We start from the raw sequence: 24,239 nt of genomic DNA, 5'->3' as shown, positions 1-24,239 counted from the left end.
ATCTATTCAGATGCGCGGCGCTGTAACACTTTGAATTGCTGCATAATTCTATCCTTAAATCGAATCCGATTTAAGGAATCATCCGCCGCAGGCCCTGATGCCGGAAGTCTTCAGAGATTTCTCAAATGTTGTTCTGGAGGATCGTACGCAGCTTGCCGAAGAGCTCGTCGATGTGGTGCTTCTCGATGATCAGCGGCGGGGAGAGTGCGATGATATCGCCGGTGGTGCGGATCAGCAGGCCGCTTTCATAGGCTTTCAGGAAAGCGGTGAAGGCGCGCTTGGTGGGCTCGCCGGCGATCGGGTCGAGTTCGATCGCGCCAATCAGGCCGGTGTTCCTGATGTCGATGACATTGGGGCAATCCTTCAGCGAATGCAGCGCGTCGGCCCAGTAGTCGGAAAGCTCGGCGGCGCGTGTCAGCAGGCCCTCTTCCTTGTAGGTGTCGAGCGTGGCGAGTGCGGCGGCGGAGGCGATCGGGTTGCCGGAATAGGTGTAGCCGTGGAAGAATTCGATCATGTGTTCCGGGCCGTTCATGAAGGCATCATGAATCTCGGAGGTGACAAAGACGGCGCCCATCGGAATGACGCCGTTGGTCAGTCCCTTGGCGGCGGTGATCATGTCGGGCTTGACGTCGTAATATTGCGCGGCAAAGGGGGCGCCGAGGCGGCCGAAGCCGGTGATGACCTCGTCGAAGATCAGAAGGATGCCGTGTTTGGTGCAAATCTCGCGCAGCTTCTGCAGGTAGCCCTTCGGTGGGATCAAGACGCCGGTGGAGCCCGCCACCGGCTCGACGATGACGGCGGCGACGGTGGAGGCGTCATGCAGGGTGACGATACGCTCGAGCTCGGTGGCGATGTCGCCGCCATGCTCGGGCTCGCCGCGGGTAAAGTTGTTCTTGCCGGGCTGGTGGGTGTGCGGCATGTGATCGACGCCGGTCAGAAGCGTGCCGAACATCTTGCGGTTGGTGACGATGCCGCCGACGGAGATGCCGCCGAAATTGACGCCGTGATAGCCACGCTCGCGGCCGATCAGGCGGAAGCGTGATCCATTGCCCTTCACACGGTGATAGGCGAGCGCCACCTTGAGCGCGGTCTCGACGGATTCGGAACCGGAGTTGGTGTAGAGAACGTGGTTCAGGCCTTCAGGGGCAATGTCGACCAGGCGGTTCGCCAGTTCGAAGGCCTTCGGATGGCCGAGCTGGAAGGCCGGCGCGTAATCGAGTTCGCCGGCCTGCTCGCGGATCGCCTCAGTGATCTTCGGGCGGCAGTGGCCGGCATTGACGCACCAGAGGCCAGCCGTGCCGTCCAGCACCTGACGGCCGTCATGGGTCGTATAATACATGTCCTTGGCGCCGACGAACAAACGCGGCTCCTTCTTGAACTGGCGATTTGCCGTAAACGGCATCCAGAAGGCGCGAAGATCGTTCGGTGCATTGAGGCGATTGGACATGCTGTTCTCCTGGCCTCCGACGGCCCTTTCCCGGGGCTTCACGCCCATATTTTTACTGCCCGGTCAAATTATCAGGGCTTCCCAAGGCGTCAACGGGAAAAGTCCCCAGAGCTCTCCTGACAGGAGGCTCAACTTGCTTCGCTCATCTGGAAATATGCAGGGTCAGGCACCGCAAGCTGCCCGTCATCAATCCATTGCCTCGGCTTGTTAGAAAACCGATGGCTCGCAGGGCGCAATTGCATTTCATCAATTAACTGAAATCAAACGATATTTCGATCGGAGATACTGATGTCTGACCGCCAGAAGACAAGGGCGCGCCCCACGCGGCGCCATGCATTCGCACCAAGTTACGGTGTCATCCTCGAAGAGGGCGTTCGCCGCCGCAGCGTGCTCAAGGGCTTTCTCGCAGCGATGGGCGCTGCGGCACTTTCGCCGGCGCTCGGAATCGCGCATGCCGAGGCTGCCGGCTCCAGCCTGACATTTCCGGAACTCAAACGCGTGCGCGATACCGCCGATCACTGGCCGGAGGGCTATGAGCGCCAGATCCTGGCGCGCTGGGGCGATGCGCTTTTCTCCGACAGCCCGGAATTCGACATTGCGACACTGGACGGCAAGGCTGCCGAGCGTCAATTCGGCTACAACAACGACTTCACGCAGTTTCTGCCGCTACCCTGGGGCGAGAAGAGCTCCGACCATGGGCTGATGGTCGTCAGCCATGAATATGCAACGCCTTTCCTGATGTTTCCCGGTCTGACCGACGAAAACTATCGCGAGAAGCTGACGGATAACCAGATCCGCGCCATCATGGCCGCCCTCGGCGTCTCGATCTTCGAAGTGAGGAAGACGGACGGCAAGTGGGCGATCGTCAAGGACGGGAAATATAATCGCCGCATCCATATGAGCACCGAGATCGGCATCTCCGGTCCGGCTGCCGGCGACGACCGTCTTAAGACCAAGGCCGATCCGACCGGCACGATCGTCTTTGGGACGATCTCGAACTGCAATGGCGGCATCACTCCCTGGGGCACGATGCTTTCGGGCGAGGAAGGCGCTATGGACGTCTTCGCCGGCGACTACAAGAAATTGCCGAACCAGGAGCTGGTCGAGCGCCAGGGCTGGGACGAGGACGAGAACGACATCTATTCCGTCAGCCGCGTCGAGCCGCGCTTCAAGTTCGAGGAAGAGCCGAACGAATGGATGCGTTTCGATTGGGTCGTCGAGGTCGATCCGTTCGATCCGACGGCAAAGCCGGTCAAGCGCACCTCGCTCGGCCGCATGACGCATGAGGGCGCGCAGTGTTGCGTCGCCCCTGACGGCCGCGTGGTGGTCTTCATGGGCGACGACGACGACTTCGAATATATCTACCGCTTCGTGACCCGCGATCCCTGGAACCCGAACGACCGCGCCGCCAACAAGGACCTGCTCGACCACGGCACGCTTGATGTCGCCAAGTTCGAAAGCGACGGCACGATGCGCTGGATCCCGCTCATTGCCGGCGAGGGGCCACTGAGCGCGGAAGCTGGCTTCGAGAGCCAGGCTGACGTCGTGCTGGCGACGCGCGCCGCCGCCGATCTCGTCGGCGCTACGCCGATGGACGGGCCGGAAGGCTTCATCCCGCATCTCGGCACTGGCAAACTCTATGTCGCCATGACGGAGAACGAAGACCGGCTGCCGAAGGGGGAGGGCGATGACGAGAAGGAGATGGTCAACATCGCTAATCCGCGCAGCCCCAATCCGCATGGCCATCTGCTGGAACTCGCAGCACCCGGCGGTCCCGAAAAGCCGGATTATGCAGCGGAAAGCTTCAAGTGGGACGTCTTCATTCTCTGCGGAGACCCTGCCAAGGCCGAGGATCAGGCGATGTTCCATCCGGCGACGACCTCGGCCGGCTGGTTCACAGACCCCGACAATCTCGCGGTCGATCCGGCGGGACGCCTCTGGGTCACTACCGATGGCCCGCCGCCGGAAGGCATAGCCGATTCCGTCTATGTGATGGATACCGAAGGCCCGGGCCGGGCGCTGCCGAAGCTGTTCTATATTGCGCCCGTCGGCTCGGAAACTTGTTCGCCGACTTTCACTCCGGACGGCAGCAGCGTCTTTCTTTCGATCCAGCATCCGGGCGAATTGCGGATGGCCGACAACGAGGATGCGACCTCGATGGAGGATGCCGGCACCGACTGGCCGGATTTCAAACCCGGCATGCCCGCCCGTCCGTCGCTGGTGGTGCTGAGCCGCGTCAACAACGATGTGGTCGGCAGTTAAAGCAACTCCGGCAAAGTGCGCGGCAGTTTTACGTCTGGAATTGCACCAAAACAAAAAACCGATAGCGAGACGGGTGCTCCTGCGCGACCGACTGTCTCTCTAAAAGCACGACCGGCAAATCGCAAATTTGCCGGTCGTGCCATAAGGTTCAGGTGCTGAAATATCGTTGCCAAGCCTCCGGGAACATCCCCTTGCAGCACGACATCGGCCGACATCATGTCAGCGCTATCATCAGGCGGCGGATCTATTTCTGTTCTGCACGAGGTAGATGTCTTCGAGCGTTGCCAGGATTTTCATGACCGGCTCGGAGGTGCTCGAATAGTAGATGGTTTGTGCGTCCCGGCGGGTCTTGACCAGCTTTTGAGCGCGCAGTTTCGAAAGGTGCTGAGAAAGAGCCGACTGGCTGAGCCCGACCTGCGTCGCAAGCACGCCGACGGCCACTTCGCCCTTCACGAGGCTGCACAGAATCAGCAATCTTTTCGGGTTGGCCATGGCCGACAATAAAGCTGCCGCCACATTCGTGTGATCGGCCAAATCAGAGGTTTCCATATGTTATCTTCCTAATGCGAAACGTACATCAAGTGGGTTGACGCAGAGCGCCAGCGGGGATTTTGACTGACACCAAAAGCTACCAACTAGGCTCGAAGATTGTATATACCTAAATTTAAGGTATCGAGTATGCTACTTTAGACATGTTTGAACAAATGTGATCGGCATCCACAGCGAGGGTTTCGAATTCGTATCGCAGAAGGAAGTCGCCGGAAATCATGTCGAAACCTGAGGAATCGATACCACAAATGCGCCAAGGACCTGACTCTGGCGCCTTTAGCCTGATAGCGAGGGCATCGGCGATATCGGGATGGCGTTCTACTAAATCTCGCACTGTCTCTGCCGCCTCGGCGGCGATCGCCTCATTCGCGGCCGACTCGATTACGAGATCATTCCCATCAAGCAGGTAGGCGCGGCCGAATCCGCCATTGAGGCTGGCCTGCTTCGGCTTGAGACGGAAGAACAGGAAATCAGGAAAGTCGATATAAAGCGCTGCTTTGCTGTGGCGATCGAGAAAACGCGTGCGGATACGCTCATGGATTGCATTGCCAGGCTCGACGGGTTCTGCCAGGCATTGGGTCGTCAAACGGGGATAGGCGAGGGGGTCGCCCTTGCCGGGTTCACCGGTCAGGAGCGAAGCGCGCGGGTCCTTGGCGAGCGCTTTGGTGTGGGCCGACAGCTTCGAAACGAGGATCACGGGCGTTCCGTCGATGTCGGTAGCAACCAGCACGCGGCTGGCGAAGGGAAAGCCGGTCTCGGGGTCGAGAACGGCGATCGCAGCATAGCGGGCGGAGCGCAACAACACGCGAGCGAGCTTGCGGGCTTCGTCGTCGGTTTCGCGTAAAGGGGAGGGCTGATCTTTCATATCCGCTTTGTGGCAAAGCGGATGGAAAACATCAAGCTTCCTCCTTGCGGCGATGGCGGGTGAGGCCGGCAACGATATCCTGAGCCGAGATGGTGCCGACGATCGCGCCGTTCTCGACGATGCCGATACTGCCCGGCTGGCGGGCAAGGGCATCGAGAATATCGATAAGCGGGGTCGCGGCGCGGGCCGTGGCGCTGACGCTCATGCCGGCGGCAGTCTGGCCGAGGCCTGGCTGCATGACGTCGGCGGCCGTCAGCATGTTGATCGGATTGAGGTTCTGCACGAAATCAGCGACATACTGGTCGGCGGGGTTCTTGACGATATCGTGCGGCGTCCCGCACTGGATGATGCGGCCGCTCTCCATGATGGCAATGCGATTGCCGATGCGGAAGGCCTCGTCGAGATCGTGGCTGACGAAGAGGATGGTCTTCTTCAGCCGCCGCTGGAACTCCAGGAGTTCATCCTGCAGGCGGGTGCGGATCAATGGGTCGAGCGCCGAGAACGGCTCGTCCATGAGCAGAATCGGGGCGCCGGTGGCAAAGGCGCGGGCGAGCCCGACACGCTGCTGCATGCCGCCGGAAAGCTCGTTGACCTTGCGATCGGCCCATTTCGTCAGGTTGACGAGTTCAAGCTGTTCGCCGACGCGGAGCTTGCGTTCGGCTTCCGGCATGCCGGCGAGCTCGAGACCGAAGCCGACATTGTCGGCGACTGTGCGCCAGGGCAGGAGGGCGAATTGCTGGAACACCATGGAGACGGTGTGGGTGCGCAGGTCGCGCAAGGCCTTGGCATTGCATCTATAGGGGTTGACGGGGCCGGTGGCCGCCGAGACCGCGACATCGCCACGCACCACGGGAGCGAGCCCGTTGACGGCGCGCAGCAGCGTCGACTTGCCGGAGCCGGAAAGACCCATCAGCACCAGGATCTCGCCTTCCTCGATCGTCAGCGAGGCGTTGGCCACGCCGAGCACCAGACCGGTGGCGGCGCCGATCTCGTCGCGCGTTTTGCCCTGGTCGACCATGGCAAGCGCGGTTTCCGGCCGATCGCCAAAGACGATGCTGACATTGTTAAAGCTTACCGCGGTCATGCAGCGCCTCCTTCACCCGCGGTGCGGAACATCCGGTCGAGAATGATTGCCAGGATGACGATGCAGAAGCCCGCCTCGAAGCCCTTGGCGATATTGACGGTGTTCAGCGCGCGGACGACGGGCACGCCAAGCCCTGGAGCGCCGACAAGGGCGGCGATGACGACCATCGACAGCGACAGCATGATGGTCTGGGTGAGACCCGCCATGATCTGCGGCGTGGCGAAGGGAAGCTCGATCTTGCGCAGCACCTGTATCGGCGTCGCGCCGAAAGCCACGGCGGCTTCGACGAGGGACGGCGGCGTTGAGATGATGCCGAGGCGCGTCAGCCGGATCGGGGCGGGGATTGCGAAGATGACGGTCGCGATCAGGCCTGGCACCATGCCGAGGCCGAACAGGATGAGCGCCGGGATCAGATAGACGAAAGTCGGTATGGTCTGCATGAGATCGAGTACCGGGCGCATGGCAGCATAGACCCAAGGGCGGCGGGCGGCGGCAATGCCGAGCGGAATACCGATCACCATACAGACGAAGGTGGCGGCGAGCACGAGAGCGAGCGTCTCCGTCGTTTCCTTCCAATAGTCCTGGTTCACGATCAGCAGCAGCCCGAGACAGGTGAAGACGGCAACCGCGATCGACCGGCGCAGCCAAAAGGCGATGGCGGTGATGGCAGCGATGACGATCAGGGGATGAGGCTTCTGCAGCACGAAGAGCAGGCCGTCAATGGCGCTCGACAGCAGGAAGGCGATCTGGTTGAAGAACCATTCGCCGTTCGAGGTCAGCCAATCCACAAAGGATTTGGCCCAGGGGCCAACGGGAATCTTAAATTCGGTGATCCAATTCAAGGGCGCGCCTATCCAGAAAAACAACAATCGGACAAAAATGAAACGGGGCGGCGAGCCGCCCCGTTCGTATCATCAGAGGCCGAGGCCGGTCTTGGCGGCCGCGAGGGCTTCGCCGCTGCCGTCGCGAGTCTTGACGCCCGCAAGCCAGGGCTCGAGCGCTGCGGGGTTCGCCTTCAGCCATTCAGAAGCCGCAGCTTCCGGCTCCTTGCCGTCGTTGAGGATCTTGCCCATGATCTGGTTTTCCATGTCGAGGGAGAACTTCAGGTTCTTCAACATCATGCCGACATTCGGGCATTCTTCGAGATAACCGGCACGGACATTGGTGAAGACCTTGGCGCCGCCGAAGTCAGGACCGAAGACGTTGTCGCCGCCCGTGAGGTAGGTCAGCTTGAAGTTGGTGTTCATCGGATGGGGTGCCCAGCCGAGGAAGACAACGGGCTTGCCCGATTTGTCGGCACGGGCGACCTGGGCGAGCATGCCCTGTTCGGAGGACTCGACGACTTCCATATCCTTCAGGCCGAACTCGTCCTTCTCGATCATGTCCATGACGAGGCGGTTGCCGTCATTGCCGGGCTCGATGCCGTAGATCTTGCCGTCGAGATCGTCCTTGTGAGCGGCGATATCCTTGAAGTCCTTGATGCCGAGTTCAGCACCCTTGGCGTTGGTTGCGAGCGTGTACTTGGCGCCGACGAGGTTTGGGCCGAAGGATTCGACCGACTTGTCGTCGAGATAGGGACGGACGTCCTTCTCCTGCGTCTCCATCCAGTTGCCGAGGAAGACATCGATGTCCTTGTTCTTCAGCGAGGTATAGGTGACCGGCACCGAGAGAACCTTGACGTCGGTCTGATAGCCGATGCTCTTCAGGACGACGGATGCGGTGGCGGTGGTGGCGGTGATATCCGTCCAGCCGACATCCGAGAAACGAACGGTGGAGCAGCTGTCGGGATCGGCAGCGAAGGCGGCGGTCGCAACGGAGAGGGCGGCGACAGCAGTTGCGGTAACGAGTTTGAACGTGCTTGTTGTTTTCATTTTAGACTCCCAGTCTTTAAGTTCCCAAGCCAACCATCATTAACCGAGTTTGACAAGCGACCTCAGTGCGTTTGCGCCGTATCGACCCATGCGATTGCGACGTCCACGGTTTTTTTGGCAGTGCCTTGTTTTCGGGGCTTTCCGCGGCTTTCGAGCCGGATTCCTGTGATTATCGCTCACCCAGGGCTTTTCTTTGCCATTCCGAGCTTTCAATAAGCCGATCAAGGAGAAATCGGATGGCAAAACTCTATTTCAACTACTCGACGATGAACGCCGGCAAGTCGACGATGCTGCTGCAGGCCTCCTATAATTACCAGGAGCGCGGCATGCGCACGGTGCAGCTGATCGCCGCCTTCGATGAGCGCGCGGGCCGAGGCGTCATCGGCTCGCGGATCGGCTTGGAGGCGAGCGCCATTCCCTTCGAGCCGCAGGAGGATCTGTTCCGGTTGGTCGCGACGCTGAGCGGCGAAGGGGCGCCGATTTCCTGCATCTTCGTCGACGAGGCGCATTTTATGACGCCTGTCCATGTCTGGCAGCTTGCCCGCATCGTCGACAGGCTCGGCATCCCTGTGATGGTCTACGGGCTAAGAACCGATTTCCAGGGCAAGCTGTTTCCGGCCTCGCAGGAACTGCTGGCGATCGCCGACGAAATGCGCGAGGTGCGCACGATCTGCCATTGCGGACGCAAGGCGACGATGGTTGTGCGGCTCGACGCGGAAGGAAAGGTATTGCACGAAGGCGCCCAGATCGATGTCGGCGGCAACGAGAAATATGTCTCGCTCTGCCGCAGGCACTGGGACGACGCGATGAACGGTACCTGGATCGCCGAGCCGGTCTGAAGCCGGCGACGCTGCCTGTTTTCTTTGGCGTCGCAAGCGGCTAGCTTGGGGGCAGGAGATTCCCTGGAGAGGCTTGGTGCGCAAACCCCCGCCATTCGACAGCCAGTATGAAGCCGCAGGCAGCCTTGCCGAAAGGATTGCGGCCGAGGGAGCCTGTTGCGTGGCCGCGATCGGCGCCTTCAGCGGCGACGAAACACGATCGGCCGACGAGGTCTTCCTCGAGCAGAATACCCACTTCCAGGCCCATATCGCCGATGCTGCGGCGCTCGACGCCCAACTGGCCGAGCTGGTCTTTTGCCTAGATCGGCTGACGGCCGAGGTTTCAGCCGATCTCGACAGTTTCCGGGGGTTGACGCTGCGTGAGAAGATGGCCGGCTGGGTGTCGCGCCAACGGATGTGGCGCATGTATACCGAACGTGTGCGCGAAGCGCCCGTCATCGAGAGGCTGCTCGACCTTTTGACGAAATCGGATGCGCTCGCGGGACTGATTGCCGGCCAGCGCGCCGCGCTCACCGAACGGCACAAGGCCGCCGAGCTCAGCCTTGTCGATATCGTCGAGCAGCGGCGCCGGCTGGTTGTTTCCATCGATATCGCCCGCCTCAAGATGAAGGAGCTCAATGCCAAGGCGCTGACGACGCAGGGCCGTATCGGCGTCTATGGCAACAGGGCGCATTGGGAGCAGATGGAGGCGGAGCGGCGGGCGCTGAAGGCGGAGGCCGAGCGGATTTCCGCCGGGGAGCACGAGATGCGCGACGACAGCCAGAGGCGTGAGCGCTTCATCGGCCTGTTCCAGGCCTTTGTCGATTCGCTGAACGGCCGGATCGCCGCCGGCAACGTGCTGCTGCGCAAGCTGCTGATCGACGTGGAAGAACGGCTGATCATCTACCAGGCGCAGGTCGATACCGACCGACCGGGCATGAAGGTGAGGATCAAGCCGGAACTCTTTCCCGATATCGCCGCGCCGATCAGGCTGTTTGAGAAGGGCATGCTGGTCGCCCAGGATCTGGAGCGGCGCAAGAGCCGCGCCGATCTCGAACTCGCCAGAAGGTTTCCGACCTATGCCGAATCGCCGCCGGAAACATCGGGAGCGCCCCTGATCGACACGGCGCGCAGGTCTTTCCGTTTCAGCCTGCCTTTCTTGCGCTCTTGACCAGCAGGGCACCCCTCTTGCGCAATGCTTTCATTCCGAAAAATCGGAGGGCTCGTGTTGTGCTCGGCCCATCGAGCGCATATGTGGGATGCAGCGGGCGGCAATGTCCCGATGTTCGCCTCGCCTGACAGGAGACGACGATGCTTGACCGGATAGCCGGTTTTTTCAGGCTGATCGGCCAGACGATCGGCCGCTGGGCCCGCCTGTTTTCCGCCTGGGCCTTTTGGCCCTTTCTTGCCGCGCACGGCTGGTATCAGCGCCGGAGCTGGATGATCCGGCTGCCGGTCATCGCTTTCGTGGCGCTGTTGGCCGTGCTCTACGGTTATTTCTTCTGGCAGACGCAGGTCTGGTCGAATTTCAACACCGCATTCGTCGACCAGTACCGGCTTTCGGAGCGCAAGGTTGCGGCCGGACAGGACGTGCCGGCGGCCGACGGCGCCGCTGCGACGGCACCGAAGACCTGCCAGCGCTCGGCGATCGTCGATGTCGCGGCCGATCTGACCGATTTCAATGTCAACCAGAACGCATGGATCTCCTCCATGCTGCTCTACAAGATGGGCTTTTTCGGCATCGACTGGGATCATACGCCCTTCCTCGACAACAAGGCCTCTTTCCAGCGCGGTATCAACCAGGCGGTCCGGCGGACTTCGGCGGAGCTTGTCGATACGCTCGGGCGTGTGCGCGGCACCTCGGGCATTAACAACGACCTGCAGAGCGCGCGCGGCAATCTGCAGTTCGACGAAAACAGCTGGTATTTCGGCCTCAACCCCTTCGGGCCGAAGACGCCGACGCCCTCCTATTACCGCTCGGCGATAGGCAGCCTGCGCAAATTCAACACCGATCTCGCCCTCTGCAACGTCGTTTTCGACGGCCGCGCCGACAATCTGATGCAGTTCATCGACCGCATCGCCAACGATCTCGGCGGCACCTCCGACATGCTCGCCGAGCGCTCGGAAAACCACAATCGCGGCTGGTTCGATACTCGTGCCGACGACCGGTTCTGGTTCGCCTATGGCCAGCTCTATGCCTACTACGCCATCCTTGCCGCCGCGCAGGCGGATTTCTCGCAGGTGGTGCAGGAACGCAATCTCGGCGCGATCTGGGGCAGCACGACGCGGCAGTTCCAGGCCGCACTGCGCATCCAGCCCGCGATCATCTCGAACGGCCGCGAGGACGGCTGGATCATGCCGAGCCATCTCGCCACCATGGGCTTCTATATTCTGAGGGTGCGCTCGAACCTCGTCGAGATCCGCGCGGTGCTTGACCGCTAAAACATCTGGAGTCAGCGGGGTATCGTGTTGTCCTCGAAGCCGACGACGCGCAGCTTCTCGACGAATTCATAGGTGATGCCGACGATGCCGCCGCCGCTTTCATCGTTGCGGAAGCGGCCGACGCTGCGCACCAGCTTGTAGCCGCCAAGCCGGTTGTCGACACGATAAACAAAATGGAAGCCGACGCCGTGAAGGCTCGCCTCTTCGAAGGTTTGGGCGATCAGGCTGCGGTCCTCCTCGTGGATGCGCGACATCAGCTCTGTCAGGTTGACAGGGCCGTCGCTGTAGGAGAGGCCGAAGATTGCGTGGACATCCTCGCTTGCAAAGAAATGTCCTGTCTCGATGTCGATGCGCCAGAAGCCGAAAAGACGATAGGCAGCAAACATCTGGACGACTTCCGCATCGGTGATGCCGATGTGGGCGCGGGATTGTTCTGTCTTGTCAATAACGGGCTGTTCGAAGTGAAGAGGCACGATTCCCCCAGATCACGGGACGACGTGCCGACTCTCTTCTGATGCCTCAGTTGATCAGCTTCAATCGAATTGCCTTAGCTACCAACTGGGTCCGGTTGACGCAATCGAGTTTTTTGATCGCGTTCGTCATATAGGCGTTCACAGTATGGTCCGAGAGCGTCAAGATCTGACCGATTTCGATCGAGGTCTTACCTTGGGCAGTCCAGCGCACAACTTCTAGTTCGCGAGTCGACAGCGCGTTATGCGCGCATTCCTCGTTGCGTTTGACTGCATTGTATGCATCCAGTGCATGGAGAATGATCATTGCCAGCTCGTTGATTTCGGTCTGGCCGAGTGCGGCGCGCTCGCCGCAGAACCAGAAGACCAGGCGCTGGCCGTCGGCTGCAATGTTCGGCATGGCAACGCCTGCCGGTATGGCATGGCGCAGCATCAGGGCACGCAGTTCGGCGGAGAAAGCCTGACCATTGGAGGCGTCGTTGAGGTGCCAGGCCGGCGGCACGGCAGACTTCCTCAGCCTTACGCCGAAAGGGCAGTCGCGCATCATGTGGGCACGGTCGAAATCTCTGACATAGGCAGCCGGAAGCGAGCTCTCGATCAGCAGGGGTTTCAAGAGAAGGTCTTCCGGGGAGGGGGCGTGCATCAATATTGCATGCGACAATCCGAAGGCTGTGGAGACCCTGCCAAGCGCCTGCGCAAACAGGCCGCGCGTTCGTGCGGTCGCAAGTTCTGCCGAAAGCAATGACTGTCTTTCAGAGGTAGTCATGTAAGACATTTGTACGCCCCCGGCAGCCTGATGTTACCGCTATCAAATACAGAAAATCGGCGGGATGCTAGCCCCAATTGACGTAACGCAAGCCGATTCATTCGAATTGTGAATAATTAGCCACGGTAGTGCGCGCGCCGGTTGAGTTTCGAGTTGCAAAAATAGCGTTGCGGTATCTCTGAGTTCTTTCACTGCGGCATAGGAGCCCCGGTAAATTGATGTCGTGATGCGAAAGAGAAGACTGCAACGGCAATGTGCCCTCTACGAGGCGATCGTTAGTTGCACACTGCCCTTATTGTTGTCGTAAGCCTGCCAGGCATCGTTGGCGAAGCAGTAGAGATAACCGTCGGCCTGCGGCGTGAAGGGGGCGCCGTCGCCGATCAGGAAGACCTCGTGCGGTAATCTCTCGATAGCCGATTTGTTTACCTGCGTCCTTTTCGGCGGCGGAATGTCATTGGCGAGGAGACCGACAAGGGCGAACCAGGGCATTTTCTCCTCGCGGCGGGTCCACCAGAAATCGATCTGCTCGTTCTTGGTCAGCTTTTGCGTCAGTGTTTCGAGGCCTCCCAAAATCGAAGAGGCGATCTGGACGACTTCGCCGATCTGGAAGGAACCGTCGTCGGTGCCCTCCGGCCCGGAACGGATCGAAGCATCCAGCCACTGGCCGGTCGCCGCCAGCTTATAGGTAAGGTCTTTTTTCAGGTAGACGCCGGTGTAGTTCCAGCGATCGCGAGCGAAGATATCGACGGTTACCGGCAGATTTGCCTTGAGCGGCCAATAGGCGCCCTGATCAAGCGGCGGATTGGCGTGGCGATCGATCGCGGAGGCATGGAGCAGGAGCGACTGGCCGGCAACCAAGGGTGCCGCGCGGGGCCGTGTCTTCAAGGCCTTGAATAGACCCTGGACGGAATCGTGCAGCAGGCCGCGGGGATTGGGCTTAAGCTGCAGGAGGGCGTCTTGACGGAATGCCAGTCCCTCTGCCGCGGCTTCCTTCATCATCCAGTAAAGCGCGCCATCCGATAGGCCGGACTGGCTGTAGCCGCCGCCGACGTCGCCGTGGACACCGGGAAACCAGAGTTGCTTCATGTCGGTCTGCGGCCCGCTCGAGGTCCAAAGCGTCGGGATGAAACTCTGCCGCTTCTCGTCCAGCCCGACCGCATGGCGGGCGTGGCCGACGATGGGGCTGAGCGTGGTATCGTGGAAGCGGTGATCGTCCGGATCGTCGAGCAGGTTGAGGAAGCCCATATCGTCGGGAATGCCAAGGGAGCCGACCGTATCCCAGACGCCGATGAAGTGGATCGGCGTCTGCCTTGACGGGTTTTCCCCGGTCGCGGCGTTGAAGAAGGGCATGGCTTTCGTCGCGCGCAGCGGGCTCGGCTTCGGATCGCGATAGGCATCGAAGATCTTCTGGACCACTTTCCACAGCGCATCATCTTTGGATGCGAACCGGGCAAGGTCGACGAGGCCGCATTTCGAGATCATGCCGCCGAGGCTGCGAACCGTGTAGGCGCCCCGGCTGAAGCCGAAGAGCCAGATGGGGTCGCCAGGCGTGTAATTCAGGGCAAGCCACCGGTAGGCACTCATGATGTTCTGGTCGAGGCCCTTGCCCGTGCCGCCGCCCAGGAACTTGTCCCACCACGTGCCATCGGTGCCGACACCTGGATGATAGTAGGCCTTCTGTTCTGTACCGGATGGATCGGCTGGGGCCAGGGCGTTGTAAAGCTTGACGACATTGGTGGGGCTCGGAAGGCCGCCTTCGGTTTCGTTCGGCGTGTTCCAGGTGCCGTCGCAGCATATGACGAGGTTCATTTTCCATCCTCCCGGTTGTCTGGAAGGAGGATCTGCATCGTTAAGGGAAAGTCAATATGAAATACACCTTTAAGATGCGATGGTGGATATTGACGGGATTGTAGTGGAATGAAGAACGAAGCCGGCTTTTGGACTTGTCCGCTGTGGAAAGATAAGGGCATGGTTCGGCGAAATACCGGCTGTATTCGGGGAACATCCATGTCAGACATCAAATCCGATATCGAAATCGCGCGTGCCGCCACCAAGAAGCCGATTTTCGAGATCGGGGCGAAGCTCGGCATTCCGGCCGAGCAGCTCGTTCCCTATGGTCACGACAAGGCGAAGGTCAGCGCCGAGTTCATCGCCGCACAAGCGGGCAAGAAGGACGGCAAGCTGATCCTCGTCACGGCGATCAATCCGACACCGGCGGGCGAGGGCAAGACGACCACCACCGTCGGGCTCGGCGACGGGTTGAACCGGATCGGCAAGAAGGCCATTGTCTGCATCCGCGAGGCCTCGCTCGGTCCCTGCTTCGGTGTCAAGGGCGGGGCGGCCGGCGGCGGTTATGCGCAGGTCGTGCCGATGGAAGACATCAACCTGCATTTCACCGGCGATTTCCATGCGATCACATCGGCGCACAATCTGCTGGCGGCGATGGTCGACAACCACATCTACTGGGGCAACGAAGAGAATATCGACATCCGCCGCATCACCTGGCGGCGGGTCATGGACATGAACGACCGGGCGCTCAGAAGCATGGTCTCATCGCTCGGCGGGGTCGCCAACGGTTTCCCGCGCCAGGGCGGGTTCGACATCACCGTCGCCTCCGAGGTGATGGCGATCCTCTGCCTCGCCACCGACCTCAGGGATCTGGAGCAGCGGCTCGGCGACATCATCATCGGCTATCGTTTCGACAGGACAGCAGTGCATGCGCGCGACCTGAAGGCCGACGGCGCCATGGCGGTGCTGTTGAAAGATGCGATGCAGCCGAACCTGGTGCAGACACTGGAGAGCAATCCGGCCTTCGTGCATGGCGGGCCTTTCGCCAATATCGCCCATGGCTGCAATTCGGTGACGGCGACGAAGACGGCGCTGAAGCTCGGCGACTATGTGGTGACGGAAGCAGGCTTCGGCGCCGATCTCGGAGCGGAAAAATTCTTCGACATCAAGTGCCGCAAGGCGGGGCTGAAGCCGGATGCGGCGGTGATCGTCGCGACCGTCCGGGCGCTGAAGATGAATGGCGGGGTGAAGAAGGAAGATCTCGGCACGGAGGATGTCGCGGCGCTGAAGAAGGGCTGCGCCAATCTTGGCCGGCACGTCGCCAACGTGCGCCGTTTCGGGGTGCCCGTCGTCGTGGCGATCAACCATTTCGTCTCGGATACCGACGCCGAGATCGCGGCGGTCAAGGAATTTGTCTCGAGGCTCGGCGCAGAAGCGATCCTCTGCCGGCATTGGGCAAAAGGATCGGCCGGCATCGAGGAACTGGCCCACAAGGTGGTGGAACTCGCCGAATCCGGGCAGGCGAAATTCCAGCCGCTCTATGGGGACGACATTTCACTGTTCGAGAAGATCGAGATCGTCGCCTCGAAGATCTACCATGCCGGCGAGGTGACGGCCGACAAGGCGGTGCGCGACCAACTGCAGACATGGGAGGAGCAGGGCTACGGCAAGCTGCCGGTCTGCATGGCGAAGACGCAATATTCCTTCTCGACCGATCCGAACCTGCGGGGCGCGCCGGAAGGGCATATCGTCTCCGTGCGCGAAGTCAGGCTTTCGGCCGGGGCGGGCTTCGTCGTCGCCATCACCGGCGAGATCATGACGATGCCGGGCTTGCCGAAATCGCCGTCGGCGGAGCGGATTTTCCTGAACGACCAAGGCTATATCGAGGGGTTGTTCTGATCTTGGGAGCGCTTGCCGAGGTGGGGAGTGTTTGGAACTTAATCTAGTACGCGGAGCAAATTGGCGGCAGGTCGCAAGAGCCGTAATGAATTATCCCGTTTTGATTGTCTTGCTCATGTTGACGCCGGTGACGCGAAAGCCGGTTCCCTCGTAGACATGTTTTGCGCGCTTGTTATCCTCGGCAACACGCAACCTTATCTGCTCGAACCCCGTCCGCGCCAGTTCAGTTTCCAACGCATGCAATGCCTGTTTACCGAACCCTTTTCCCTGATGTGCAGCGAAGATATAGAAATCTTTGATGAATGCAGAGCGGCTTGCCAAATCCGGTCGGTACCAAAGATAACCCACGACGCTCTCAGCTTCCGGCGTTTGGTTTACGACACAGAACATGACCTCGCCGGGAGTATTGATGCCATGTGGCAGGTCGTTCGCGATTTCCTGTTTGGCCCGTGCCAAGGCCTGAGGGCCTGAAAGACCGTAGTTGGCCGAAATCTCGGTCGCATAATCAGTGATGAAATAATCGAGGTAAGCCGGATATTCGCTATCACGCATGGGTCTGAATGAGATCATCGTACTTCCTGGTTGTGAGCCTAAGTCCCAGCTGCATGCTAGGTAAAAAGAGATTTCCCAATCGAGATAATTGCTAGCAGTGTCAAATCTCAGGAAGCGCGGCGGCGAGATCGGCGAGCGACGGAATCTTTTGATTCCGTTGATCTAGACCCAAGCAATTGCCGAGCCATGTGAAGAAGGAGATCCGGAGTTAGCGAGTCATGATGGGCGCTCCGCCGGTTCTTCGCATTCAAGTCTAGTGGTTGGATGGCCTGATTCAAGCGGGAATCGCAAACCATTGAAATGATTAGTGACAGTAGCGATAGCCGCCCTTCCTCTCGATCACGTCGAGGTGGAAGTGGGTCTCGTGGGCGGCGTCGCTTTCGGGGTCGAGGACGGTGGTGAAGTAGAGGCAGCCGGCGGCGCTGACGGTGCGCTGGAAGGCGCCGGTCAGCGTCGGATCCTCGCGACGGGAACGGACGGCGACATCCTTGCCCTTTTCGAAATGGAAGCTTGCAACATCGATAGCGTTGCCGCGGGCATGTTCGGAGATCTTGCCGGTTCCGGCGCCGTTGCGCAGGCGGCACATATAGGACGTTGCCTGGTTGACGGTGGTGATGCGGCCCTGCTCCGGCAGGGCGGCGGAAGCCGCCGGGATGACGCTGTCCTTCATCCAGCGGGCAAGGGCGAGTGCCGCCGGGCAGCGGATCGTCGCCTCCGGTTTCAGCTTGATGCCGGGAAGGGCTTCGGAGACGATGATCGGCTTGTCGATGCCGCAGCCGTTACCATCGTCGATGCGCGGCGCTTCTTTGAAGACGACGCCCAGGGACTGGAGTGCGGCCGTGCATTCGGCATGCTCGGCATCGCTTTCGGGTTCTATCGTCAGGTGTTGCTCTTCCAGTGTCTGCTCGCCGGGCGGCTTACCTTCTTCCGTCGGCGGCTGCGAGCTTTCAGGGCTGCCCGGCGGTCGTGGCGGACCTTGCATCGGCTCTGCCGGCCCGGGCTTTGACGGTGCGGCCTGCGGCACTGGCGGCTGGCTCGGTACCGGTGCCTCCGGATCTTTTGGATCGGGTTTCGGCTGAGGGGCCGGGACCTCTTCGGGCGCGGGCGGTTCCGCCTTTTCCGAGGACGGGGAGCCGGGGTTGGTCGCCTGTCCGGCATCTGGCCGAGGTTCGGGCATCGGGCCTTGCGGGGGCAGGCGGGCGCCGGCAAGAAAGGCGGTAGCGGCGAGAAGGATCGCCAATGTCGAAAGTTTTCTCAACGCGTCCGAATCCTCGTATCCGTGGCCAAAGACAACGCATGAGGGCGTCTTTCGTTGCAATTGTGCAACGTCCTTGAACGTCGCTAAAACTTGATTGGTATATTCAACATAAAACGACGACTTATGTTGACAATCCTCCTCATGTTTTTTATGCGGCAAAAAGAAGGCGGAATTCTGCTCCGCCTCCATCCGTAAAAGCCCAGCCAGCCCCTCGAGCGTGCGACACGCCACGACCAGCCAGCCCGGTAATCATCATGAGAGGGTAGGTTATGATCGTCCGGCATTGGCGCTCGGTTCTATTGGTCTGCACGGCAGCCACAATTGTTCTTCCTGTTTCGCAGTCTTTCGCGCAAAGCGCTACGGCAGCCACGCCGCAAGCCGCGACGGAGGACAGCACCGTCCTGGAGAAGATCGTCGTCAAGGGCAAACGTGTGGCGCCTGGCAGCGTCGCCGACACGCCGCTGGCGACCGAGATCACTGCCAAGCAGCTCGAAGAAAAGCAGGTTACCAATTTTGACGATATCGGCCGCAGCGTCGATGCAGGCGTAAATTATTCGCGTGGTGACGCAGGCTTCAACCTGCGCGGCCTTTCCGGCGCTCGCATCCTGACCACCATCGACGGCATTCCGATACCTTATATTTCGAACAGCTCGCGCCAGGGGGCCTTTGCGCCGGCCAACGCCAACGGCGGCGGCGACACCTTCGATTTCGATTCACTGTCCTCGCTCGATATCGTGCGCGGCGCGGATTCGAGCAAGGGCGGTTCCGGCATGCTCGGCGGCGCCATCGTTCTCAATACGCTGGAGCCGGAGGATCTTATTCCCGAAGGCCGCGATTGGGGTGCGATCGTCAAGTCGACCTATGACAGCGAAGACCGCAGCATTTCCGGCTCGGCCGCCGCTGCCAAGAAGATCGGCAACACGTCGGTCCTCTTTCAGGGCGGCTACCGCAAGGGCCGTGAACGCGACAATATGGGCGACAACGACAGCTACGGTGCTCTTCGCACCGAGGCGAATCCGGCTGATTTCGATCAGAACAACCTGCTCTTCAAACTGCGCCAGGAGCTGGAAGGCGGCCATCGCATCGGCTTGACGGCGGAACGATTCCGCCGCGATCTTAAGACCGACCTACGCCAACTCCAGGGAGGCACGAGTCCTCGCAACTTCATGATCGACAATTATGACGGTCGCGAACTGCGTGACCGCGATCGCGTATCGCTCGATTATGATTATGAAGCCCAGTCCTCCGACGCGTTCTTCAGCAGTGCGCGTGCCACGCTCTATTGGCTGGATTTGAAGAAGGAAGCCGGCAGCAGGGGCCGTACGACCGCCAATGTGGCCTATGGACGTAACAACGAGATTGAAAACGAAACCTGGGGCTTCAGTGGCACGGCAACGAAGGATTTCGAATATTCCGGTCTCAGCCACTCTCTTCGCATTGGCCTCGACGTCGGCGTTTCCAGCTGGAGCCAGTATAGCTGGGCCCTTTGCCCCACACCGACGACCTGCCCGTCGCTGAACAATCAGGCGGAAGTGCCCAATGTCGACAGCCAGAATTTTGGGCTTGTGGTCGAAGACAAGATCGAAGTCGGCAATACCGGCTTCGCGCTGACACCCGGCTTCCGCTTCGACTGGTTCAACTACAATCCCTCGACCGGCGGGAGTTTCGCAAGCAATACCGGGCTTACCCGTTTCGGGGACGTGAACGACCGAACTGAAGCCGGTCTGTCGCCGAAGATTCTTGCCACATACGACCTGACCCCTGACGTGCAGCTCTACATGCAGCTGGCAGTCGGCTTCCGCGCACCCACCGTGGACGAACTCTACAGCCGATTCTACAACCCGACGGGCCGCTACGCCCAGCTCGGCAATCCTGATCTGGAACCCGAAATCGGCCGCGGCGTCGAAATCGGCGCCAATTTTGACACGGGCGATTTCACCGGCCGGGTCGCGGCCTTCCACACCCGCTACCAGAACTTTATCGAGACGGTGCCAAGCGTCGACGCGACCGGCTTTACGGAATTCAACTACACGAACGTGTCTGCGGCCACGATCTCCGGTATTGAAGCCAGCGCCGCCAAGACATTCAATAACGGCATAAATCTGCATGCGTCACTTGCCTATGCCTATGGCAGAAATGATGAAACCACTCAGCGCCTACGCTCGGTGGCACCGTTCAAGGCGATCGTCGGCGGCGGCTGGAGCAACGAGAATTTCGGCTTCGATCTTTCTTCGACGCTGTCGGCCGGCATGCTCACCGACCATCTCGATACGCCCCTCAGCAACACCAACGACACGACCTTCGATGCGCCCGGTTACGCAATCGTCGACCTGACTGGCTGGTGGACGCCGGAACAGGTGCCGGGCCTGCGCGTGCAGGCAGGCGTCTACAACATCTTTGATCAGGAACATTACAACGCGCTCGCCGTGCGCGAGGTCAATCTGAGCTCGGCGACGGCGTCCCAGCCGCGGGAGTGGTATTCGGAGCCGGGCCGTACGTTCAAGGTCTCGATCACCAAGACTTTCTGATCGCGATCACACCTTCAAGGCTGGGGTGGGGCGGCTTTCGGGCCGCCCTATTTCAATCCTGCAATCGCCTCTTGCGCGACGGCGGATCTCAAGCTAACAATTTTCCCATGATCAAGTCCTTGAACATTGCTGTTTGGTGGTGGGTTCGCTAAGGCGGCCTCGACCAATCGTGTCCAAAGACGACGAGTGAGCCGCCCGAAACTTCGAGGCGGCTTTTTTTGTTTATGGCCGCCTGTCGTCCGGGCCCCGATAACGGAGTGGAACAATGGTAACGATCCTGCGGGATGATGGTGCGGAAATCTACGAGACCAAGGGCGGCATATCAGTCACGCGGCAGCGGCGGGCGATCCCCTACGGCGATGCGGTCTCTTCCTATGTCGACAAGCTCGACGAGCGCCGCGGCGCGGTGTTTTCGTCGAACTACGAATATCCCGGCCGCTATACGCGCTGGGATACCGCCGTCGTCGATCCGCCGCTCGGCATCTCTTCCTTCGGGCGCGACGTCTGGATCGAGGCCTATAATGAACGCGGCGAGGTGATCCTCGGCTTCGTGAGCGAGCGGCTGAAGACCGTGTCCGACATCGTGCTCGGCGCTTCCTCGGCCCGCCGCCTCGACCTCACCGTCAAGACGCCGGACCGGGTGTTCACCGAGGAAGAACGTTCGAAGATGCCGACGGTCTTCACCGTGCTGCGCGCCGTCACCGACCTGTTTTATTCGCAGGCGGATGCGAGCCTCGGGTTCTACGGCGCCTTCGGATACGACATCGCCTTCCAGTTCGACGCGATCGATCTGAAGCTGACGCGACCCTCCGACCAGCGCGACATGGTGCTCTACCTGCCGGACGAGATCCTCGTCGTCGACAACTACGCCGCCAAGGCCTGGGTCGACCGTTACGACTTCGAAAAAGACGGCGTGACGACCGAGGGCAAGGCCCAAGATATCGCAGCGGAGCCCTTCAAACACACGGATGCCATTCCGCCGAAGAGCGATCACCGGCCGGGCGAATATGCCGAGCTCGTCACCAAGGCGAAGGAAAGTTTCCGCAAGGGCGACCTTTTCGAAGTCGTGCCCGGGCAGAAATTCATGGAGCGCTGCGACAGCAAGCCGTCCGACATTTCAAAGCGGCTGAAGGCGATCAATCCCTCGCCTTATTCCTTCTTCATCAATCTCGGCCATCAGGAATATCTGGTCGGCGCCTCGCCCGAAATGTTCGTGCGCGTTTCCGGCCGTCGCATCGAGACCTGCCCGATTTCGGGCACGATCAAGCGCGGCGACGACCCAATCGCCGACAGCGAGCAGATCCTGAAGCTCCTGAATTCCAAGAAGGACGAGTCCGAGCTCACCATGTGCTCGGATGTCGACCGCAACGACAAAAGCCGTGTCTGCGAGCCGGGCTCGGTCAAGGTGATCGGCCGCCGGCAGATCGAGATGTATTCGCGCCTTATCCACACGGTCGACCATATCGAAGGGCGGCTGCGCGACGACATGGACGCTTTCGACGGTTTCCTCAGCCACGCCTGGGCCGTCACCGTCACCGGCGCCCCCAAGCTCTGGGCGATGCGCTTCATCGAGAGCCATGAAAAAAGCCCGCGCGCCTGGTATGGCGGGGCGATCGGCATGGTCGGCTTCAACGGCGACATGAATACCGGCCTGACGCTGCGCACCGTGCGCATCAAGGATGGTATCGCCGAAGTGCGCGCCGGTGCGACGCTGCTCAACGATTCCATTCCTGACGAAGAAGAAGCCGAAACAGAACTGAAGGCCTCTGCCATGCTTTCCGCCATACGAGACGCCAAGACGGGCAATTCCGGCAGGATCCAGCGCGACGTTGCGAGCGTCGGCAAGGGCGTCAGCATCCTGCTCGTCGATCACGAAGACAGCTTCGTCCACACGCTCGCCAATTACTTCCGCCAGACGGGCGCGACGGTTTCGACCGTGCGTACGCCGGTGCCGGAGGAAATCTTCGACCGGCTGAACCCGGACCTCGTCGTGCTGTCGCCCGGACCCGGAACGCCCAAGGATTTCGACTGCAAGGCGACGATCAAGAAGGCGCGGGCGCGCAACCTGCCGATCTTCGGCGTCTGCCTCGGTCTGCAGGCTCTGGCGGAAGCCTATGGCGGGGAACTGCGCCATCTGGCGCTGCCGATGCACGGCAAGCCCTCGCGCATCCGCGTGCTGGAGCCGGGCATCGTCTTCTCCGGCCTTGCCAAGGAGGTGACGGTCGGCCGCTACCACTCGATCTTCGCCGACCCCTCGACGCTGCCGCGCGAGTTCATCATCACGGCGGAAAGCGACGACGGCACGATCATGGGCATCGAACACGCCAAGGAACCGATCGCCGCGGTGCAGTTCCATCCGGAGTCGATCATGACGCTCGGCGGCGATGCCGGGATGCGGATGATCGAAAATGTCGTGGCGCATCTGGCGCGCAAGGTGAAGACGAAGGCTGCCTAAGGATTTCGCCGGTTATTTGGCCTGCCCTTTCCCCGACTGCGGGGAGGGGCAGGCCGTTTTCGAAAGGCCGGTTGACTTCTTCAGGCAAATCAGAACATTTCAGGAACGATCAATCGGGATATTCGACGTGGCCAATGCTGAAAAGTTCATCGTTCTTCCCTATCGCAAGAACCGCGGCAATCTCGTCCCCGGTGAAATGCGCCAGGCATCGAACTCCGTCAGCGCGGAGAAAATCGCCTCGGCGATGTCGGAGCGTTTCGTCGGCGTGGCGGCTTATGCCGTGATCGTCGATGAGGAAACCGGGGATATGTCCTCGCCGCGGCTGCTTGCAAAATACGGTGAGATTGCCGATCTCAACGCCGCCTGAGGCGCAGTTTTCACTATGGAGACGTCGCTCTACTTGCCGGTTAAAGCTTTCCTGGAGGCGGCGGGTTATGTCGTAAAGGGTGAGGTCGGCGGGTGCGATCTCGTGGGCCTCAGCGATGCCGAGCCGCTGGTTGTGGTGGTCTGCGAACTCAAGCTCTCCTTCAACCTCGAACTGCTTCTCCAGGCGGTCGACCGCGCGGCGATGAGCGATGAGGTCTGGATCGCGGCCCGCGTCTCCGCCAAGGGTCGGGGGCGGGAGACCGACAAACGCTATCGCGATCTCTGCCGCAGGCTTGGCATCGGCATGCTCGGCGTCTCCGATGCCGGCGAGGTCAGCATCATCGTCAGTTCCGTCTCGCCGATGCCGCGAACCAATCCCAAGCGGCGCACGCGCCTCGTCAAGGAGCATCAGCGCCGCCACGGCGATCCCGCCGTCGGCGGCAGCACGCGGGCGCCAATCATGACCGCCTATCGTCAGCAGGTGCTGCTCTGCGCCGCCGCAATCGAGCGTGGGGTCGGGCGGCCGCGGGATATGAAGGCTCAGGTGCCCAATGCCGGCCGAATCCTGCTCGATAACGTCTACGGATGGTTCGAACGCAAGGACAAGGGCGTCTACGCCCTGACGCCTGCAGGGCAGGCCGCGCTCTTGCGCTGGCCGCAGACTATTCTCTCAGAGCCTGCTCCTTGAGCTACGCGGCAGGGGAACCTCATTGCCCTTTGACAAATCCGCCGTCTTCCCCCATATCACCTTCAACTGAACCGCCTGCGCGACATTCGCGTGGGCGGTTTTGCGTTTCAACGGCTTGAAAGCTGCAATTC

General features: G+C 60.7%; 20 protein-coding genes. 9 read left to right on the top strand and 11 right to left on the bottom strand.

The window, feature by feature from the left end:
* Window positions 1-121 precede the first annotated feature (121 nt).
* On the bottom strand, window positions 122-1,447 hold the full coding sequence (aptA, locus tag BS630_RS21325; RefSeq protein WP_018243099.1) for an omega-aminotransferase AptA: 1,326 nt from the start codon (window positions 1,445-1,447) through the stop codon (window positions 122-124).
* A 288-nt stretch (window positions 1,448-1,735) separates the two neighbouring features.
* Here aptA and BS630_RS21320 point away from each other — a divergent pair, with 288 nt between their 5' ends.
* Entirely contained in the window at window positions 1,736-3,709 is a 1,974-nt protein-coding gene (locus BS630_RS21320) for a PhoX family protein (RefSeq protein WP_077978944.1), read from the top strand.
* A gap of 231 nt (window positions 3,710-3,940) precedes the next feature.
* Here the strand turns inward: BS630_RS21320 and BS630_RS21315 are convergent, their stop codons facing one another.
* From BS630_RS21315 to BS630_RS21295, 5 genes are all read right to left on the bottom strand, one after another.
* Window positions 3,941-4,258: an ArsR/SmtB family transcription factor gene (locus BS630_RS21315; protein WP_003561417.1), complete on the bottom strand. Its 318-nt coding sequence runs from the start codon at window positions 4,256-4,258 to the stop codon at window positions 3,941-3,943.
* A 115-nt stretch (window positions 4,259-4,373) separates the two neighbouring features.
* A complete protein-coding gene (locus BS630_RS21310; RefSeq protein WP_077979256.1) occupies window positions 4,374-5,123 on the bottom strand; it encodes a HugZ family pyridoxamine 5'-phosphate oxidase in 750 nt (249 codons plus the stop codon).
* Between the two features lie 31 nt (window positions 5,124-5,154).
* On the bottom strand, window positions 5,155-6,207 hold the full coding sequence (choV, locus tag BS630_RS21305; protein WP_077978943.1) for a choline ABC transporter ATP-binding protein: 1,053 nt from the start codon (window positions 6,205-6,207) through the stop codon (window positions 5,155-5,157).
* A complete protein-coding gene (choW, locus tag BS630_RS21300) occupies window positions 6,204-7,049 on the bottom strand; it encodes a choline ABC transporter permease subunit (RefSeq protein WP_017961531.1) in 846 nt (281 codons plus the stop codon). Before choW ends, choV begins: the two co-directional genes overlap by 4 nt.
* 72 nt (window positions 7,050-7,121) lie before the next feature.
* On the bottom strand, window positions 7,122-8,078 hold the full coding sequence (locus BS630_RS21295) for a choline ABC transporter substrate-binding protein (RefSeq protein ID WP_020051153.1): 957 nt from the start codon (window positions 8,076-8,078) through the stop codon (window positions 7,122-7,124).
* A gap of 236 nt (window positions 8,079-8,314) precedes the next feature.
* Between BS630_RS21295 and BS630_RS21290 the strand changes: the two genes are divergently transcribed.
* The 3 genes from BS630_RS21290 (at window position 8,315) to BS630_RS21280 (ending at window position 11,338) form a co-directional block, all read left to right on the top strand.
* Window positions 8,315-8,917 carry a thymidine kinase gene (locus tag BS630_RS21290; protein WP_020051152.1) on the top strand — a complete coding sequence of 201 codons (603 nt, stop codon included), beginning with the start codon at window positions 8,315-8,317 and terminating at the stop codon, window positions 8,915-8,917.
* 76 nt (window positions 8,918-8,993) lie between these two features.
* Window positions 8,994-10,067, top strand: a complete 1,074-nt coding sequence (locus tag BS630_RS21285) for a hypothetical protein (protein WP_077978942.1) — start codon at window positions 8,994-8,996, stop codon at window positions 10,065-10,067.
* A gap of 140 nt (window positions 10,068-10,207) precedes the next feature.
* Window positions 10,208-11,338, top strand: a complete 1,131-nt coding sequence (locus BS630_RS21280; protein ID WP_077978941.1) for a DUF2333 family protein — start codon at window positions 10,208-10,210, stop codon at window positions 11,336-11,338.
* Window positions 11,339-11,349: 11 nt separating this feature from the next.
* Here BS630_RS21280 and BS630_RS21275 read toward each other — a convergent pair whose 3' ends face one another.
* The 3 genes from BS630_RS21275 to BS630_RS21265 all read right to left on the bottom strand — a co-directional run bounded on the left by BS630_RS21275 (window position 11,350) and on the right by BS630_RS21265 (window position 14,383).
* The gene (locus BS630_RS21275; protein WP_077978940.1) at window positions 11,350-11,811 is read right to left on the bottom strand and encodes a PAS domain-containing protein; all 462 of its coding nucleotides are present in this window, start codon (window positions 11,809-11,811) and stop codon (window positions 11,350-11,352) included.
* Between the two features lie 46 nt (window positions 11,812-11,857).
* Window positions 11,858-12,583: a helix-turn-helix transcriptional regulator gene (locus BS630_RS21270; RefSeq protein WP_077978939.1), complete on the bottom strand. Its 726-nt coding sequence runs from the start codon at window positions 12,581-12,583 to the stop codon at window positions 11,858-11,860.
* Window positions 12,584-12,835: 252 nt separating this feature from the next.
* Window positions 12,836-14,383, bottom strand: a complete 1,548-nt coding sequence (locus BS630_RS21265; protein ID WP_077978938.1) for a DUF2235 domain-containing protein — start codon at window positions 14,381-14,383, stop codon at window positions 12,836-12,838.
* A gap of 198 nt (window positions 14,384-14,581) precedes the next feature.
* On the opposite strand from BS630_RS21265, the gene BS630_RS21260 reads away from it, so the two are divergent.
* A complete protein-coding gene (locus BS630_RS21260) occupies window positions 14,582-16,261 on the top strand; it encodes a formate--tetrahydrofolate ligase (protein ID WP_077978937.1) in 1,680 nt (559 codons plus the stop codon).
* Between the two features lie 90 nt (window positions 16,262-16,351).
* Here the strand turns inward: BS630_RS21260 and BS630_RS21255 are convergent, their stop codons facing one another.
* Both BS630_RS21255 and BS630_RS21250 read right to left on the bottom strand, forming a co-directional pair.
* Entirely contained in the window at window positions 16,352-16,831 is a 480-nt protein-coding gene (locus BS630_RS21255; RefSeq protein WP_077978936.1) for a GNAT family N-acetyltransferase, read from the bottom strand.
* 286 nt (window positions 16,832-17,117) lie between these two features.
* Window positions 17,118-18,131, bottom strand: a complete 1,014-nt coding sequence (locus tag BS630_RS21250; protein WP_077979255.1) for an extensin-like domain-containing protein — start codon at window positions 18,129-18,131, stop codon at window positions 17,118-17,120.
* A 209-nt stretch (window positions 18,132-18,340) separates the two neighbouring features.
* Here BS630_RS21250 and BS630_RS21245 point away from each other — a divergent pair, with 209 nt between their 5' ends.
* The 4 genes from BS630_RS21245 (at window position 18,341) to BS630_RS21230 (ending at window position 24,108) form a co-directional block, all read left to right on the top strand.
* Window positions 18,341-20,599: a TonB-dependent hemoglobin/transferrin/lactoferrin family receptor gene (locus tag BS630_RS21245; RefSeq protein ID WP_077978935.1), complete on the top strand. Its 2,259-nt coding sequence runs from the start codon at window positions 18,341-18,343 to the stop codon at window positions 20,597-20,599.
* Window positions 20,600-20,864: 265 nt separating this feature from the next.
* Window positions 20,865-23,054 carry an anthranilate synthase gene (locus BS630_RS21240; protein ID WP_077978934.1) on the top strand — a complete coding sequence of 730 codons (2,190 nt, stop codon included), beginning with the start codon at window positions 20,865-20,867 and terminating at the stop codon, window positions 23,052-23,054.
* Window positions 23,055-23,181: 127 nt separating this feature from the next.
* Window positions 23,182-23,421: a hypothetical protein gene (locus tag BS630_RS21235; RefSeq protein ID WP_017961519.1), complete on the top strand. Its 240-nt coding sequence runs from the start codon at window positions 23,182-23,184 to the stop codon at window positions 23,419-23,421.
* Between the two features lie 15 nt (window positions 23,422-23,436).
* A complete protein-coding gene (locus BS630_RS21230; protein WP_077978933.1) occupies window positions 23,437-24,108 on the top strand; it encodes a DUF2161 domain-containing phosphodiesterase in 672 nt (223 codons plus the stop codon).
* Window positions 24,109-24,239 lie beyond the last annotated feature (131 nt).

It is taken from the genome of Rhizobium laguerreae, assembly GCF_002008165.1.
In the GTDB taxonomy this organism is placed as follows: domain Bacteria; phylum Pseudomonadota; class Alphaproteobacteria; order Rhizobiales; family Rhizobiaceae; genus Rhizobium; species Rhizobium laguerreae.
This window is presented reverse-complemented; position numbering and strand designations above follow the sequence as displayed.